The 15,084-nt window shown below is 67.6% G+C and carries 9 protein-coding genes and 1 pseudogene; 6 read left to right on the plus strand and 4 right to left on the minus strand.

Going from position 1 to position 15,084, the window contains the following annotated elements:
• Positions 1-172 precede the first annotated feature (172 nt).
• Positions 173-1,543: an ADP-ribosylglycohydrolase family protein gene (locus ACFQZZ_RS29070; protein WP_378687032.1), complete on the minus strand. Its 1,371-nt coding sequence runs from the start codon at positions 1,541-1,543 to the stop codon at positions 173-175.
• Positions 1,544-1,681: 138 nt separating this feature from the next.
• On the opposite strand from ACFQZZ_RS29070, the gene ACFQZZ_RS29075 reads away from it, so the two are divergent.
• From ACFQZZ_RS29075 to ACFQZZ_RS29095, 5 genes are all read left to right on the plus strand, one after another.
• Positions 1,682-2,161, plus strand: a complete 480-nt coding sequence (locus ACFQZZ_RS29075; protein ID WP_378687035.1) for a universal stress protein — start codon at positions 1,682-1,684, stop codon at positions 2,159-2,161.
• 131 nt (positions 2,162-2,292) lie between these two features.
• Positions 2,293-3,387, plus strand: a complete 1,095-nt coding sequence (locus ACFQZZ_RS29080; protein WP_378687037.1) for an isochorismate synthase MenF — start codon at positions 2,293-2,295, stop codon at positions 3,385-3,387.
• Positions 3,388-3,783: 396 nt separating this feature from the next.
• Positions 3,784-3,954, plus strand: coding sequence for a DUF2613 domain-containing protein (locus ACFQZZ_RS29085; RefSeq protein ID WP_378687039.1), 171 nt, complete (start codon positions 3,784-3,786; stop codon positions 3,952-3,954).
• Between the two features lie 131 nt (positions 3,955-4,085).
• Positions 4,086-8,738, plus strand: a complete 4,653-nt coding sequence (locus ACFQZZ_RS29090) for an alpha-(1->3)-arabinofuranosyltransferase (protein WP_378687041.1) — start codon at positions 4,086-4,088, stop codon at positions 8,736-8,738.
• Positions 8,739-8,984: 246 nt separating this feature from the next.
• Positions 8,985-9,443, plus strand: coding sequence for a DinB family protein (locus ACFQZZ_RS29095; protein ID WP_378687177.1), 459 nt, complete (start codon positions 8,985-8,987; stop codon positions 9,441-9,443).
• A gap of 401 nt (positions 9,444-9,844) precedes the next feature.
• Here the strand turns inward: ACFQZZ_RS29095 and ACFQZZ_RS29100 are convergent.
• Positions 9,845-11,026 (minus strand): annotated as a pseudogene (locus ACFQZZ_RS29100) (acyltransferase family protein); the annotation flags it as partial.
• Positions 11,027-11,231: 205 nt separating this feature from the next.
• On the opposite strand from ACFQZZ_RS29100, the gene ACFQZZ_RS29105 reads away from it, so the two are divergent.
• Positions 11,232-12,383 carry a DUF3068 domain-containing protein gene (locus ACFQZZ_RS29105; protein WP_378687043.1) on the plus strand — a complete coding sequence of 384 codons (1,152 nt, stop codon included), beginning with the start codon at positions 11,232-11,234 and terminating at the stop codon, positions 12,381-12,383.
• 78 nt (positions 12,384-12,461) lie between these two features.
• On the opposite strand, the gene ACFQZZ_RS29110 is transcribed toward ACFQZZ_RS29105, so the two are convergent.
• Both ACFQZZ_RS29110 and ACFQZZ_RS29115 read right to left on the minus strand, forming a co-directional pair.
• A complete protein-coding gene (locus tag ACFQZZ_RS29110; protein ID WP_378687045.1) occupies positions 12,462-12,827 on the minus strand; it encodes a VOC family protein in 366 nt (121 codons plus the stop codon).
• Between the two features lie 99 nt (positions 12,828-12,926).
• The gene (locus tag ACFQZZ_RS29115) at positions 12,927-14,117 is read right to left on the minus strand and encodes a polysaccharide biosynthesis protein (protein WP_378687179.1); all 1,191 of its coding nucleotides are present in this window, start codon (positions 14,115-14,117) and stop codon (positions 12,927-12,929) included.
• Between the last annotated feature and the right edge of the window lie 967 nt (positions 14,118-15,084).

The raw sequence follows: 15,084 nt of genomic DNA on the forward strand, positions 1-15,084 counted from the left end.
CGCGCGGCCGACCCGGATGCGCTCGGGTGCTAGGTGCGAAGGGCGCGGCCGGACACAATCCGTCGACAATCTCGCGCCTGGACGAGCGCAGCCGAGGACACCGCGTAACGGGCGCGGCCGGACGGAGTCCGCCGACAATCTCGAGCTGGACTAGCGCGGGCGAGGGCACCGCCTATGTGTTGCGGTTGGCCAACGCTTGGGTTCTGTGGGCCAGGTCGGAGATTTTGCTGCCGTCGTAGCCGAAGACGGCCGTATGTAGACGGTCGTGTAGAGGTTCGGTCCAGTGAGCGGGAATTGCGTTGGCGCCACAAAGGATTCCGGCGACCGAGCCTGCGGTGGCACCGTTCGAGTCTGTGTCGCAACCGCTTTGCACGGTCAAGCCGATAGTGCGGGTGAAATCGCCTGCGCCCCAGAGTAAGCCAGCGGTGACCAGACAGGCGTTGGGGATGGCGTGGATCCAGTTGTACCGGTTGTGGCGGCTATGGACGCCGGCTACCGCTGCCTCCCACGACAGGCCACCTTCGTGGTCGGCGATCACCTCGGCGACCGCGACCCGCAACCGAGAGCGCTCGGGTACGCACTGCTGCGCGGTGGCGAGGGCCGCACGCGGGCCGTCGGCAGTGAATGCCGCGGCGACCAGGCTCGCCGCCCACATCGCCGCGTACACACCATTGGTCGTGTGCGAAAGGCTCGCGTCCCTGGCCGCGAGTTCGGCGGCGCGCTGCGGGTTGCCCGGATCGACATAGCCGTAGATGTCGGCACGGATCATCGCACCGATCCACTCGCGGTACGGGTTTCGGTATCGGGCCGTGTGCCGTGGCTGCAGACCGTCGACCAAATTGCGGTACGCGACCCGTTCGGCGGTGTAGGTCTGCCGGAACGGCAGGTGCTCGAGCCACGCGGTGGCCACATCGGCGGTGGTGAAATTCGTTCCGCACTTTTCCAGCAGATGCAGGCCGAGCACCGTGTAGTCGACGTCGTCATCGCGCGGGCAGCCGTCGATGCGGCCACGGGCCGACTCGGTCCAGGTCGGATTCAGCGGATACGCGCGCGACGGTGGCAGCAATGCGGGCACATAATCGGCCAGCGGATACGCGTGTGCTCGCTCGAGATAGGCGCGGATGCGCTCGATCGTCCAGACGAACCCGTCCTCCAGCGGCTTGCCGAGCGTGCAACCCACACACCGCCCCAGCCAACCCCCATGGATGCGGTCGAAGAGATCGGCGTCGGACAGAAACCGCGCGGCACTCGCCATATCCGAATCGCCGGAGCCGGCCGTTTGCGGCAGCGGCGCGGGCGGGCCAGGCGGATCGGGTTCGACGTAGTCCCACGCGACATCGCGTGGTGCGCGTTCCAGTTGGTCGAACAAGGCCAGGCATTCGGCAGGGTCGGCTCGTTCGGTTGTCGCGAGCGCTCGGACCTCGGACTCGAATGCACCCACGGCATAGCCCGATTCGAGTCGTTGCCGCCATTCGAAGAACAACAGCGCTCGCGGGTCGACCTCGAGCTCGGCGAAGAACACTGATTCGATCGCTTCGTCCATCGGCGCTCCCGCACAGTCTGGTTTCCGCTGCTCATCCGCTCTTTGCGCCCGATTATCCGCGCGCGCCGACACCTACGGGGTCGGCTCGCCCGGAGTAACCTGAGTTCGTAGCCATGTGACTCCCAGCAGGAGGTCATCGTGCCCTGCGATCTGATGCTGATTGCTTACGACGGTTCCGAGAATGCCAAGCGGGCCATCGAATACGCCGGACGGTTCCTTTCCGCGAACCGGGCCGTGGTGCTGACCGCATGGGAGCCGATGGTGCGCCAAGCCGCCCGCTTGTCCGGCCTGTCCGGAGTGATGCAACCGGAGTGGGCGCCCGACGAGGAGATCGAGGACATCGCCTATGTCGATGCCCGCAACGTCAATACCGAGGGTGTCCGGCTGGCGAAACTCGCCGGTCTGAATGCCGAGGCGCGCACCGCCGAGTGCACGACAACGATATGGAACGCCATCGTCGAATGCGCCGACGATCTCGACGTCGACATCATCGTCGCAGGCACCCGCGGCGCCACCGGCATCCGTGCCCTGCTGCACAGCAGCGTCGCCGACGCCGTCCTCAAGCACTGCCACCGCCCCGTCCTCATGGTGCCTCCAGGCAAGGAACCCCGCCGATAGCTCGACGAGTGGCACATGGCGGTGGACCTTTGCCGCGTCCACGCGCCGCACGGCCGACGGGAGTCGAGGGGTGAGATTTGGGTCGCTGATGGGCGTGCGGTGCGGGGTGGCGGGGTTAGGGTCGAGGGATCATGGACGGTTTTCTGCTCGCTCAGCCAGGTGGAGTTGTTCGTGCGTCCGGTAGTCGGATGGCGTTCGACGAGGCGCCGCGGGCAGTGGCGGCGTTGCGCGACGGAACCGCGGAGTTGGTCGTCGGTGCGTTGCCGTTCGATCCGCGCCGGCCCACCGCGCTGAGCGTGCCCGAACGGGCGCGGCACACTGCGGGACCATGGCGGCCCGCCGCGCTCCCCGAACTGCCCGCGGTGTCGGCGGTTACCGAGATACCCAGTCCGGCAGAGCATGTCGCGCGGGTGACGAAGCTGGTCGAGCAGTTGCAGGATCCGGGGCAGCGGCTACGCAAGGTCGTCGCCGCCAGATCGGTACTCGCCGAGGCAGATAGCGTGCTCGATCCGGAGCTCGTCGCCGGACATCTGCTCACCAGGCACCCGCACGCCAATGTGTTCGCGGTCGATCTGACGCCCGCGGGACGAGCAGGCGTGACATTGGTCGGCGCGACGCCGGAAGTGCTGGTCGCGCGGCACGGCAACACCGTCACACTGCGCCCGCTCGCGGGAACTCTGCCTCGGGTCGCCGATCCGGAGGCGGACGCGGCGCAAGCACGAGAACTGTTGGCCAGCACCAAGAATCGCGACGAACACGCCTTCGTCGTCGAATGGATCCGGGAGATCCTCACCCCCGTCTGCGCGGAGCTGAGCATCCCCGACGGACCGGAGCTGATCAACACCCACGAGGTCTGGCACCTCGCGACGCCGATCACCGGTCGACTCCGCGATTCCGCGACGACCGCGCTCGACCTGGCGCTGCTGCTGCACCCCACGCCCGCGGTCTGCGGGACGCCGACCGACCTGGCGCTCGACACGATCACCCACCTGGAAGAGGACCGTGGCTTCTACGGCGGCGCGGTGGGCTGGTGCGACAGCAACGGCGACGGCGAATGGGTGGTCGCGATCCGTTGCGCGGAACTGTCGGCCGACGGCCGCTCGGTGCGTGCCTTCGCGGGCGGTGGCATCGTCGCCGCCTCCGATCCGCACGCCGAACTCGACGAGACCACCGCCAAACTCCGCACCCTGCTCGGCAGCCTGCACTGCGCGATCCCCGAACGCTGAGCCGGTTCCAGCGCAGGTAGCTCGCTGTCATCGGCGGCCTGGCGCGATCTCGCACTACCGGCAGGTCCACGAACCACGACGACCGGGCGCAACGGGTGAGGCAACGAAGCGCGATCCCGCATCATCGGCCGCATTTCCCGACCGCGCCCGACACCAGTGCGATAGGCATCGCGACCTACACGTCACGTCGCGCCCAGACCAGACGAGACAAAGTCGAGGCGGCCAACACGGTGATACCTGCACGGGAAATGGGCTCATTCGAAGGCGGCCCACTCGGCGAATCTCGGTGGGATCGGCTGTCGATATGGGCAATCGGCGGGCTGAGCGCACGCGGAGCGCGGTCTTACTGCTAGGTTGACCCAGAATGTGCCTGCATCGATGATTTGGAGTACCGCGATGAAGTTTGCTGTCCCTGGTGTTGCGAGTGCGGTCGCCGGCGCCGTGCTGGGCGCGATCGCGGTGTTGATCATCACCGTGGCTGTGCAGCAGAACTCGCGGCCGGACATCGACCGCAGCGGTGATTCCGACTCCTCGCTGCTCAACAACGTTGAGTACGGCAGCCGCTGACCTCCGCTTCATCCGCCGACTCGCTCGGTTCCTCCGCAGCGGCGACGAGCCGCGATGGCGGCGGGCCGCGCGGCTCGGGTCGCGGCGGGCCGCACGGCCAGTCGCACTTTCGTAGTCGCGGCGCGGCTCAGATGGAGATCAGTGCCGCCCCACTCGGTAGACGGTGGTTCGCCGGGACCGTGGTCGCGGCGTTCCTGCTGACTTTTCTGCAGGCGCCCGGCCGCACGGTCGCCGACACCAAGTACGACCTGGCCCAGAATCCGCTGGGTTTCCTCGAACGCGCCGCTCATCTGTGGAGCAGCCAGGCCCCGATGGGTCAGGTGCAGAACCAGGCGTACGGGTACTTCTTTCCGCACGGCGCGTTCTTCTCCGCCGGGCATGTACTCGGTCTGCCCGCCTGGGTGACACAACGGATCTGGTGGGCGCTGCTGCTGCTCGCCGGGTTCTGGGGCATCATCCGGCTCTGCGAGATGCTCGGCATCGGCAGCCGCGGATCTCGCATTGTCGCGGCGGTCGCATTCGCGCTGTCGCCACGAGTACTGACCACACTCGGCTCGATCTCCTCGGAGACGCTGCCGATGATGCTCGCACCGTGGGTATTGCTCGGCCCCGCCGCACTCGGCACCGCATACCGACGGCGGCGCGGCGCGGCCTCTCCTGCGGGCAGCGCGCTCGCACTCGCACTGATGGGTTCGGTCAATGCGGTGGCGACCGTCGCCGCATTCCTGCCCGCCCTGTTGTGGTGGGCGGCGGCCTCTCCTGCGTTCAACCCGGAGCGGCGCTCTGGACGCGCTGCGTCCGAAAGCGCGCCATCTGCACCTGCGTCATCCCCTCTCAGCCAAGCGCAAGGCTCTGGGCGGGCTCCGTTCGGCCGCGCGCGACCGGCGTCCGATCGGCCGGATGGGGACTGGTGGCGGTTCACCAGAGCGTGGATTCCACTGCTGATGCTCGCTACGTTCTGGTGGGCGGTGCCGCTACTGCTGCTCGGCAAGGTGAGTCCGCCATTCCTCGACTACATCGAATCCTCCGGGGTGACCACGCAGTGGGCGTCCCTCGGCGAGGTACTGCGCGGCACCGACAGCTGGACGCCGTTCGTGTCACCGGAACGTATCGCGGGCGCGGTGCTGGTCACTCAGCCCGCGGCCGTGCTTGCCACCGGACTGCTCGCGGCTGCGGGGATGGCGGGGCTGGCGATGCGGTCGATGCCGTATCGGGGGCGGCTCGCGCTCATCCTGCTCGTCGGCCTGGTCGGGATCTGCGCCGGTTACGCGGGCGAGCTGAGTGGCCCGTTCGCGGAGTCGGTGCGGACCTTCCTGGATTCCGGCGGCGCGCCGCTGCGCAATGTGCACAAGTTGGAGCCTTTGATCCGGCTCCCCTTGGTGCTCGGCCTCGCGCACCTGCTTGCCAGGGTGCCGTTACCGGCCTCGGTGCCGATGCCGGTGTGGCGCAGCGCCTTCGAGCATCCCGAGCGCGATCGGCTGGTGGCGGTCGCCGCGTTGATCCTCACCGCGTTGGCGCTGTCCACCTCGCTGGCATGGACCGGGAAATTGGCGCCGCGCGGCTCCTACGACCACGTCCCCGCGTATTGGCAGCAGACCGCGGACTGGTTGGCGCACAACGCCTCCGATACCCGCGCGCTTGTCGTGCCGGGCGCGCCGTTCGGTAGCCAGGTCTGGGGACTGACCCGCGACGAACCACTGCAGGCGCTCGCGAGCACGCCGTGGGCGGTGCGGGATTCGGTGCCGCTGAATCCGCCGGGCACTATCCGCGCGATGGATTCGGTGCAGCGACTGATCGCCGACGGCAGGCCCTCGACCGGACTGGCCGCGACACTGGCCGATCAGGGCATCGGAATCCTGGTGCTGCGCAACGATCTCGACCCGGAGACCTCACGCTCGACCCGGCCGATGCTGGCGCACCAAGCGCTCGACGGCTCGCCGGGGCTGACGAAGGTCGCCGAGTTCGGCGACTCCATCGAGGCGGCCGTCATCGCCGAGGACCTGGTCGCGGACGGCGACCTGCGGCCCGCGTATCCGGCGATCGAGATCTACCGGGTCGACGTGCGGCCACCGGGAACGCCCGCGGAGGTCCGCGGCGGGTCAGGTGCACCGCGATCGTTTCCCGGCGCCTACACCGTGCCGTTGGAGGCGGTGCCGGTTGTCCAGGGCGGGCCCGAGGTGCTGGAACGGCTGCGCCGCGATAGCGGAAAGGCCGATACGCCCGCGCTTCTCGCATCCGACGCGACTAAGGCCGGGCTGCCGATCGGCCCGTTGACCGTCACGGACACTCCCATGGATCGGGAAGCTGATTTCGGCCGGGTCGACAACCACAATTCCGCGCTGCGCGCCCCCGAGGACGCCCGTCGCACCCACAATCTGGTACCCGACTATCCGGTACCCGGCGCGGAGTTGGTGCGTGGCGAATGGTCGGGCGCAACGATCACCGCTTCCAGCTCGGCAGCCGACGCCACCCAGCTCGGCGGCGCCGCGCCGGGCAGTTCCACCGCGGCGGCGGTCGACGGCGATCCGTCGACGGCGTGGATCAGCAATGGCACCGAACGCGCACTGGGGCAATGGCTTCGACTCGACCTCGACCAGCCGATCAGCTCCGGGCTGCTGCGCCTGTCCACCAGTACGGCCGCGATCGGCGACACGGTGAAGTGGGTGGAGGTGCGCACCGCAAACGGCAGCGTCTCGGCTCGGATACCCGAACCCGGTGCGCCGGTGTCTATCTCACTGCCCGCCGGGCCGACCAGTTGGCTGACCATCACCGCTATCCGCACCGAAACCGGCACGTGGGGCGGACAATTCGGCATCAGCGAACTCACCCTGGACGACTACACGGTCCGTGACAAACCAGTGCGTGTCGATATCCGGCATCGGACCGTGCTACCGGCGACACCGCCAGGCGCGCGGGTCGAGGCCTGGGACCTGGGGCAGGAATTCCCTGGCCGCAGCGCCTGTTTCGACGCGCCGGATCGGGTGCGGTGCAGCAAGGGGCTCGCCCTTGCCCCGGAGGAACCCGGCACCTTCGAACGCACGCTGTCAGTCCCCGAACCCATGACACTCACCCCGCAACTGACCGTCCGCACTCGGCAGGGTCCCGCACTGGAGGCACTGCTCACCGACCACACGCGGCCGGTGGCTCGCGGCCGAGCCGATGTCGGCGACCTGCGGGGCTCCGCATTCGCCGCCACCGACGGTGACCCGCGCACCAGCTGGACCGCATCGGAGGACGCGGTCCGCAACCTGGCAGCAGGCAAGCCGACCCTGACGATCGAGCTGCCGGAGCCCGCCCTCGTTACCGGGCTGGAACTGACCCCCTCGCTGGGTGGACTGCCCGCCGCACCCACTTCGGTGGTGGTGAACCTGGGCGACGGGCCGCAGGTGCGTGCGGTCGAGCAGGAGGAGCCGGGCGCACCTGTCCGAATCTCGCTGCACCCCAGCGTCACCGACCGGATCGAACTCAGTGTGCGGACTTGGAAGCAGGTGCTCGACCGCACGGCCCTCGGCTTCGCCGTCACCCAGCCACCCGGTCTCGCGGAGGTCGCGGTGCTCGGACCGGACTACCCCGCACCCGCCGCCCCCGATCGGCAGCTCACCATCGCGTGCGCGGAAGGTCCCACGATCGCCCTCGGCGGACACGTCGTCCACACCACCCTCACCGCTACCGCCGACGAACTACGCTCCGGCGCACCGATTCCCGCCAAGGTGTGCGCGAATTCCGAAGTACCCCAGCTCGATTCCGAGTCCTCGGACATCGCGGTCGCACCCGGCCGAGCGGACATAACCGTCGCGCCCACCGAACTCTTCTACGTCGACCGACTACGGCTGGACCGGACGGACCTCGCCAACGCCGCAACGCCCGACGCCCAAACCCCCTCGCAGACCGAAACCGGCACCCCACCGCAGCCGCCCACCCCCCAGCAAACCGACACCGATACGCTGCCCGACCCACAACGTCGAGAAGCGTCGATGCCCGGTACTCGTCTACTGGTACTGCCGCTGAGCAACAACGTCGGCTGGCGGGCAACGACAGCGGACGGACGCGTCCTCGACCCCATAGTCGTCGACGGCTGGCAGCAGGCCTGGCTTCTCCCTCCAGACGCCAAGGGCCCGGTCACGATCGAATTCCCCGCAGACCGCTGGTATCGCCTCGGGATCTTCGGCGGGCTCCTGCTCCTGATTCCGCTCGCCGCCCTCGCGATCCCGATCCCATGGCGCAAGCGCCGGAGGTCGAAAGCCTCTGGTACACAGCCAGATTCCGATGTATGCCTCGGCACGTCCAGCGCAGCAGACCACTCCGACTCCACCGACTCCACGGCCGACCGCACAGACTCGGATATCGACTCCACCGACTCCGCGACCGACCGCACAGACTCGGATATCGACGTCAGCGACCCCTCGGCTGACCGCACTCCACGCATCGAGGACAGGCCCACCTCCGACGCCAGTCCCGTTACCTGGAGAAACCGCATCCTCGGGGCAGTCGGGCTGACCGCCGCCACCACCGTGATCGCGGGACCTGTCGGAACGGTATTGACCATCGCCGCCCTTGCAGGCGTCCATTTCGCTCCCCGCGTGGTGTCGAAATATCTTGCGCCCGTGGCGGGTCTGGGCACCATCATCGCTGCTGCCGCACTATCCACCGGACCGTGGCGAGCACCCGGTGGCTACATGGGCGGCTCACTGTGGGTACAGCTGCCCGCGCTGATCGCCGTGATCGCAGTGGGGGTCGCCGCCCTTGCGCCACGCAAGAGTGGTCAACCCAGGGCAAACCGATAAGACCAGCGGAACTTTCCCACCCTCACGCGATTGCACCTCGCGTGAGGTGCTCGGGAGGTGCACGGCCCCCTACCATGCCGGGGCCGATCCGGACCGATCCGATCCGGATCGGGCCGGGCGGGGCCGGGCCCGGGCTACCTCATCAGTCCCTGCGCCCGTTTGTGCTTCGGGCGGATGACGTAAGCAGTTGCTAATTTCGACAGCGTGACCGACTGTGCGGAATGCGGCTTCGTGTACGACCTCACCATGGCCTGCGAGGTGCCGGAACTGGCTCGTGGCCATGCCGCGGAGTACGCCGCCTTGCTGCGCGCCGACTGCGAGGAGCTCAGGCGACGATCGGCGCCCGAGGTGTGGTCACCGCTGGAATACGCCTGCCACATGCGAGATGTCCTTCTCGCACAACGCGAACGGGTGCTTCTCACGCGCCGAGAGGACACGCCGACGGCACAGAACATGGGCAGAGACGAGCGCGTCGAGCACGAGGGCTACGCCGATCAGCAACCGTCGGACGTGGCCCGCCAACTCGCCGACGCGGCGCTGCTGTTCGCCAACGTGCTCGACCGGCTGCCAACCGACGACTGGGATCGCACGATCATCTACCTCTTCCCGGAGCCACAGGAACGTTCATTGCGCTGGGTCGCCATGCACACGCTGCACGAACTACGCCACCATCTGCTCGACATGCGCCGTCAACTCGAGAACTGAGACGCCGGTTTGCGCTCGGCATCGGCCGCGTTATCGGCTTCAGCCGCACTGTCGGCTCCAACCACGCTGTCGGCTCCAACCACGCTGTCGGCTCCAACCACGCTGTCGGCTCCAACCGCACTGTCGGCTCCAACCGCACTGTCGGCTCCAACCACGCTGTCGGCTCCAACCGCATTGTCGGCTCCAACCGCGTTATCGGCTTCAGCCACGCTGTCGGCTCCAGCCACGCTGTCGGCTCCAGCCACGCTGTCGGCTCCAACCACGCTGTCGGCTCCAACCACGTTATCGGCTTCAGCCACGCTGTCGGCTCCAACCACGCTGTCGGCTCCAACCACGCTGTCGGCTCCAGCCGTGTCGTCGGCCGCGCTGGCTTCGGCTGCATTGCCCCCGGCCCCAGGGTTGTCCGCATCAGCCGCTGCTCGGGCCCGATCCCGACTACGGGCGAAACGGCGGACCGGTTCTTCGACCAGGGCGTAGCTCGCCGCGGCGACGGGCAGGGTGAGGGCGACGGTGAGGACGAGGACGTAGGCGAAATTGCCGCGGAAGGGGAGGATTCCGAAAACAGGAAAGACAATCGAAAGCATGACGAGATGCCAGAGGAAGATCCCGTAGGACCAGCGGCCGATGGTCGCGGCGGGGCGGGATTCCAGCCAGCGGTGCGGCCGTGCGGTCGGCGGGCGCAGCACCAGCGGTGCGAGCAGGCCGAAGCCGATGATGGCGCCGAGGGCCATTTTCGCCGCGTACTGCCAGGGCTCGGCGTGGGTCAGGCCGGCGGGGCCGCCGAGATCGGTGGCGGAGAACAGAAAAGCGGTGAGGGCGACAGCCCACATCACCGGTTGATTGCCCGCGATCCGACGCCAGAGTGATAGCGAATTCGTATTATCGGCGAGTTCGGCGAGCAGCATGCCCGCCGCGAACCACGGCAGGTACGCGGGCAGCCAGTTGTCGGAGTGAATCGCGTCGGGAGTCGGTACCGGAATGAAGTTCCAACTCAACGTCACCACCGCCAAACCGGCGATCGCGGGCACGCGCCAGCGGGCGGCGGCGCCGCGCAATCGGACCATCGCGAACGCCAGCAACGGCAGCACGAGATAGAAGGCGACCTCCACCGACAGACTCCACATCTGGGTGAGTCCGTCGGTGAGCGTCAGCGGCACGAACACCTGCAGCAAGCCGAGGTTCGATACCCACACCCGCAGGCCCGCGGTGCTGGCCGCACTCGGCAGAAGCACCAATGCCGCGCACACCACCACCCAGTACGCGGGCAGGATCCGCGCGGCGCGATGTCGCAGGTAGTAGCCGACGGAGGGTGCGTCGCCGAGACCGCGCGCCGCCGTGGCATGCGGACGCCACAGCAGAAAACCGGAGAGCGCGAAGAACACCGCGACCGCCATATCGAAGCGTTCCAAGATCCGGCCGAGTACCGGCGTTCCCGCGGTGCCGGTCTGGAAGGCGACATGGGTGACGATGACTCCCAACGCCGCCATGCCGCGCATGCCTTCGAGCGCGTGCACGAAGCCACGCGTTCGGGTGGGCGCGGCCGTCGCGATGGCGGCGGTCGGCGCGGGCATGGTGGTGGTCATCAGGTTCCAGTCTGCCTTGTCCACTCAATCAGGTGAGAACCCCATGTTTCACACTTCGCGCTAGACTCAGGCGATTTCTTGGTCGATTCCGGCCTCGGCACCGCATGGTACGACATCGGACTGTTAGTGTCGGGGCTCACGAGTGCCGTGGCGCGCCCGCAGTACTCGCCGGAATGACCGGTGTTCTACGACGAGGAGAGTTTGCATGGCACTGAGTGCCGGAACCAGAAGGACGGTGGCCTGCCTGCTCGTGGGTCTCGGCGCGTTGCTGATTGTCGCAGCGGTGATGATCCCGACGTACACCGTCAGTAAACTGGCGAAGACTCCGCTCGACCTCGAGATCACGACTATCGCGACCAGCCAACCTGGCTCGGAAAGTCTTGTACTCGACTCCAAGTCGCTTACAGCGCCGGAGGGCTCGGCAAAGGTCGACTCCAATGTGCCGCTCGTTTCGCAGCGGTTTCTCACAGTCGAAGAGCCGTCCGATGCCACGGAGATGACCATTCAGGCCGGTCAGACGCTGCGTCGCATCGATAGGCAGGCCGACACCGGGCTGCTCACCGCGACGGTCGACCGGGTCACCATCGACCGCAAGACCGGCATGCCGGTCGACAAGGAGCCCAACGGCTCCATCGCGGTCGCGGTCAACAAGGACGGCGAGAGCATCGCGGACCCGGTTCAGCACACCGGTCTGCAGTACCGATTCCCGATCGGTACCGAGCAGAAGACCTACCCGTACTTCGACATCAATGCGCGCAAGACCTTCGACATCAACTTCGTCGAAGAAACCGAGATCAACAGCATGAAGGTCTACCACTTCCAGCAGCGCGTCCCGGTGACGAACATGTGGGATGTGGTGCAGTCACCGACCAACAGGCTGAGCCTGCCGGCGGCCAAGTGGGGCGTCGAGGGCGGTGAAGCGCCGGTCACCATGACCCGGTGGTACACCAACACCCGCGATGTGTGGGTCGAGCCGGAGACCGGCACCGTGATCAAGGGTGCCGAGCAGCTCCACCTGTACTACGCGCGCAGCGGCGACAAGCCTGAAGTCACCGCACTGAAGGGCAACATCGTCTTCGACGAGAACACCGTCGAGTCGCAGATCTCCGTTGCCAAGGAGAACATCGACAAGCTGTCGCTGTTCGGCCGCATCATGCCGATCATCCTCGGCATCCTCGGTGCGATCGCCCTGATCGTCGGCGTGATCCTCGGCATCCGCGGCAGCTCGAGCCCCGCCACCGCCCCGCGCGGCGGCCCGGCTCAGCGTGGCGGCGGTGCAGCACCGACCGGTGCTGGCGCGCGTCGCGGCGGCGACGATGCACCTACCGAGCAGATCAATATCAACAAGCGCCCCTGACAGCGGAAGTAGCTGACAGCGAGCATCTTCGAACTCGGCCCCCCGGTATTCCACCGGGGGGCCGAGTTCGTTTCGGATTCAGGGCAGCGGCGAGCCCAAGGGGTAGGCAACCGGATGCCGAGGTTGATAGAGCAGCATCGTCCCGGCTCCGGGAATCCGCATGTCGATGCAACGCCCGAAGCCCCGCTCCGCGACATCGCCCTCGAATCGCACTCCGCGCTCTGACAATTCGGCAATAGTGTGGTCCAGGTCGTCGCACATGAGCGAAATCTCGTGCCTCGGTGGACCATCGGCCGGATGCACCCCGAGCTCGCTCGGCCCGGTCCCGAAGATGAGCCAGCCATCATGGGCATCCACATTCGGCCAGCGCAGAACGTCGCGGAAGAACGCGCGTGCCGCGTCCGGATCTTCCGCATGGACCAGGGTGTGCACAGCGGTGATCATGGGGCGATCGTAGGTGAACGCAGCGTCGATCGGACGCTATGTGGCGGGACAGTTGCGTCGGGTCGAGCTCGAGGCGGCGCAGTGCGGCACGCCTACGGCTCAACCAGCGAGGTGCTGCGGCTCGGCCCGTCCCGAGTGGTCGGCGGTGCGCAGCACGACGACCGCGACCACGACAGTAGTCGCGGCCGCGACGGATACCGCGGTGGTGATCAGCGACGGTACAGAGCGAGCCAGCGACAGCATGAGCGTCACCTCGACCGCGAGACCCACCCAGGTCACCGCGGCGAGAGCGGTGCGGTCAACCGCGATCGCCGACAACAGCGCGCCTTGCAGCACCGCGAGGATGGCGCCCTGCAGCGCGAAAACCCACAGCAGACCCTCGATCGGCGCATAGTCCTGCCCAGCGAACAATGGGGCAAGCGGGGCCGCGACCGCCGCGCCGCACACCGCGACGACGCCGATACCGGACAACACCGCGAGCGCGTCCCTGATCGCACGCGCCGAATGCGTCGGCTGCGCCATCCGCGGATATAGCACAACGCCGACCGCCTGCGGCAGCCAGAACGCGATCTTCGCGGCAATAGCGCCGAGCGCGTACCGGCTCGCGTCCTCCTCGCCCAAGACGATCCGCGCGACGATCAGATCCGCCGACGACAGCGCCATCAATGCCGCCTGTGCCTGTGCGGCCCGCAGAACCGGAAGCACGCCGACGAAATTCGCGCCGTCGGCGGCGGCATCGCGGTCGACATCGTGGTGACTGCGCAACCGCACGAGCGGTGACCCGGCCACGCACCGCGCGAAAACCGCGGCCACGGCGATCCCGATCGCCGCCGCGCACAAGGCGGCAGCCGCGCCGCCACCCATCCCGAGCACCGCGAGCGCAGGCGTAACCCGCGCCACCCCCGCCGTACCGAGAACAACCGCCAACGCCCGAAACCGTCTGCCGCCCTGCAGGATTCCTTGTTCGCCGGACAGCACCACCAAGGCAGGCGCCGCCCCGAGCGCGGCGGCCGACGCCGCGATTCCAACATTCAGTGCCACCGTCACCAAGGGCACCAGCACCGCCGCGACCACCGCGACAATCACCGCACACCGCCACTGCAGCCCCCGCAGCGCGGTAACGCCGACGCCCCGCACCAACTCCCGCGCCACCACGTTCTGCAACGCCAGCGCGGGCACCGCACACAACAACTGCACCGCGAGCAGACTCGCGAACTCGCTGTACCCGGTAACCCCCAGCCACCGCCCCGCCAGCAACTGCAGCAGATACCCCGCCACATTCGCGGTCATCGCCCCCGCCGTCACCAACGTCAGATCCGCCACCACGGGAAGACGACGAACATCAGGCACGCAGCCATAATCCCACCTCACCAGCCATCCCCCCGCCCCGCCCCGCCATCTACTCCTTCGGTTCCCGCCCCGAGACAGACGAACGCGTCGAGATCGGCCGATGCCCCCACCTGACCGCCCGCGCCTGGGTCCAACACCATATCCATTCACCCCAACACCCCCTCCCAGCCCACATCACGCCGCCGCACCCACACGCCATACCAATCGGACCGACCAGCTCATCCAGACCAAACAACCCAGCCACCCACAACATCGCACCCACCAACCATTCGCTGCGATGCCCCGCCGACATGACCACAAGCGACGGCAAACGACCAGTACCCAACACCGCTCCTTACGAGCGGCCCAGCACGTAGCTGCCCAGAACTCCCCGAAGCAACCAGCTCTGACCGAAACCTCCGAAGCCGTCGACCCTTGACGCGGCCTAACCGACCGCAAAAAACCGAGTAGCGCAACCGAACACCTCTTGTCCCAGCCGCACACCCCGTATACGGGGTGTGCGGTTACAACACGGGGTGTGAGGACCGATCTCTCGACCGCCCGAGAACGCAACCACAGCCAGTCCTCCCCCCGCCAACCCATCAGCCAACCGAACACCCCGCGCCACAACCGCACACCCGGTATACGGGGTGTGCGGTTACAACACGGGGTGTGAGGACTGATTTCTCTACCGCTCGAGACGCAACCACAGCCAGTCCTCACGCTGGAAGCTGTGTGCCTGCCTGCAAAAGCCGCGGAAGACCAAGTCGGGTACGGCACCCGACGCGCCCAGCACTGCCCCCGGCAAAACCACCGGGCTGCAACCAAAACTGGGGTGCACACCCTCGGATTCATAGACCGAGCACAGCTACCACACGGGGTGTGAGGACGGATTTCTCTACCGCTCGAGACGCAGCCACAGCCACAG

This window comes from Nocardia sp. GCM10030253 (assembly GCF_042675075.1).
GTDB lineage: Bacteria > Actinomycetota > Actinomycetes > Mycobacteriales > Mycobacteriaceae > Nocardia.

What these genes read in the sequence shown, in the direction of transcription:
- ACFQZZ_RS29080 (WP_378687037.1), top strand. Translation starts at nt 2,293, where the DNA reads ATGGACGGTTTTCTGCTCGCTCAGCCAGGTGGAGTTGTTCGTGCGTCC.
- ACFQZZ_RS29105 (WP_378687043.1), top strand. Translation starts at nt 11,232, where the DNA reads ATGGCACTGAGTGCCGGAACCAGAAGGACGGTGGCCTGCCTGCTCGTG.
- ACFQZZ_RS29070 (WP_378687032.1), bottom strand. Translation starts at nt 1,543, where the DNA reads ATGGACGAAGCGATCGAATCAGTGTTCTTCGCCGAGCTCGAGGTCGAC.
- ACFQZZ_RS29090 (WP_378687041.1), top strand. Translation starts at nt 4,086, where the DNA reads ATGGAGATCAGTGCCGCCCCACTCGGTAGACGGTGGTTCGCCGGGACC.
- ACFQZZ_RS29095 (WP_378687177.1), top strand. Translation starts at nt 8,985, where the DNA reads ATGGCCTGCGAGGTGCCGGAACTGGCTCGTGGCCATGCCGCGGAGTAC.
- ACFQZZ_RS29085 (WP_378687039.1), top strand. Translation starts at nt 3,784, where the DNA reads ATGAAGTTTGCTGTCCCTGGTGTTGCGAGTGCGGTCGCCGGCGCCGTG.
- ACFQZZ_RS29115 (WP_378687179.1), bottom strand. Translation starts at nt 14,117, where the DNA reads ATGACCGCGAATGTGGCGGGGTATCTGCTGCAGTTGCTGGCGGGGCGG.
- ACFQZZ_RS29110 (WP_378687045.1), bottom strand. Translation starts at nt 12,827, where the DNA reads ATGATCACCGCTGTGCACACCCTGGTCCATGCGGAAGATCCGGACGCG.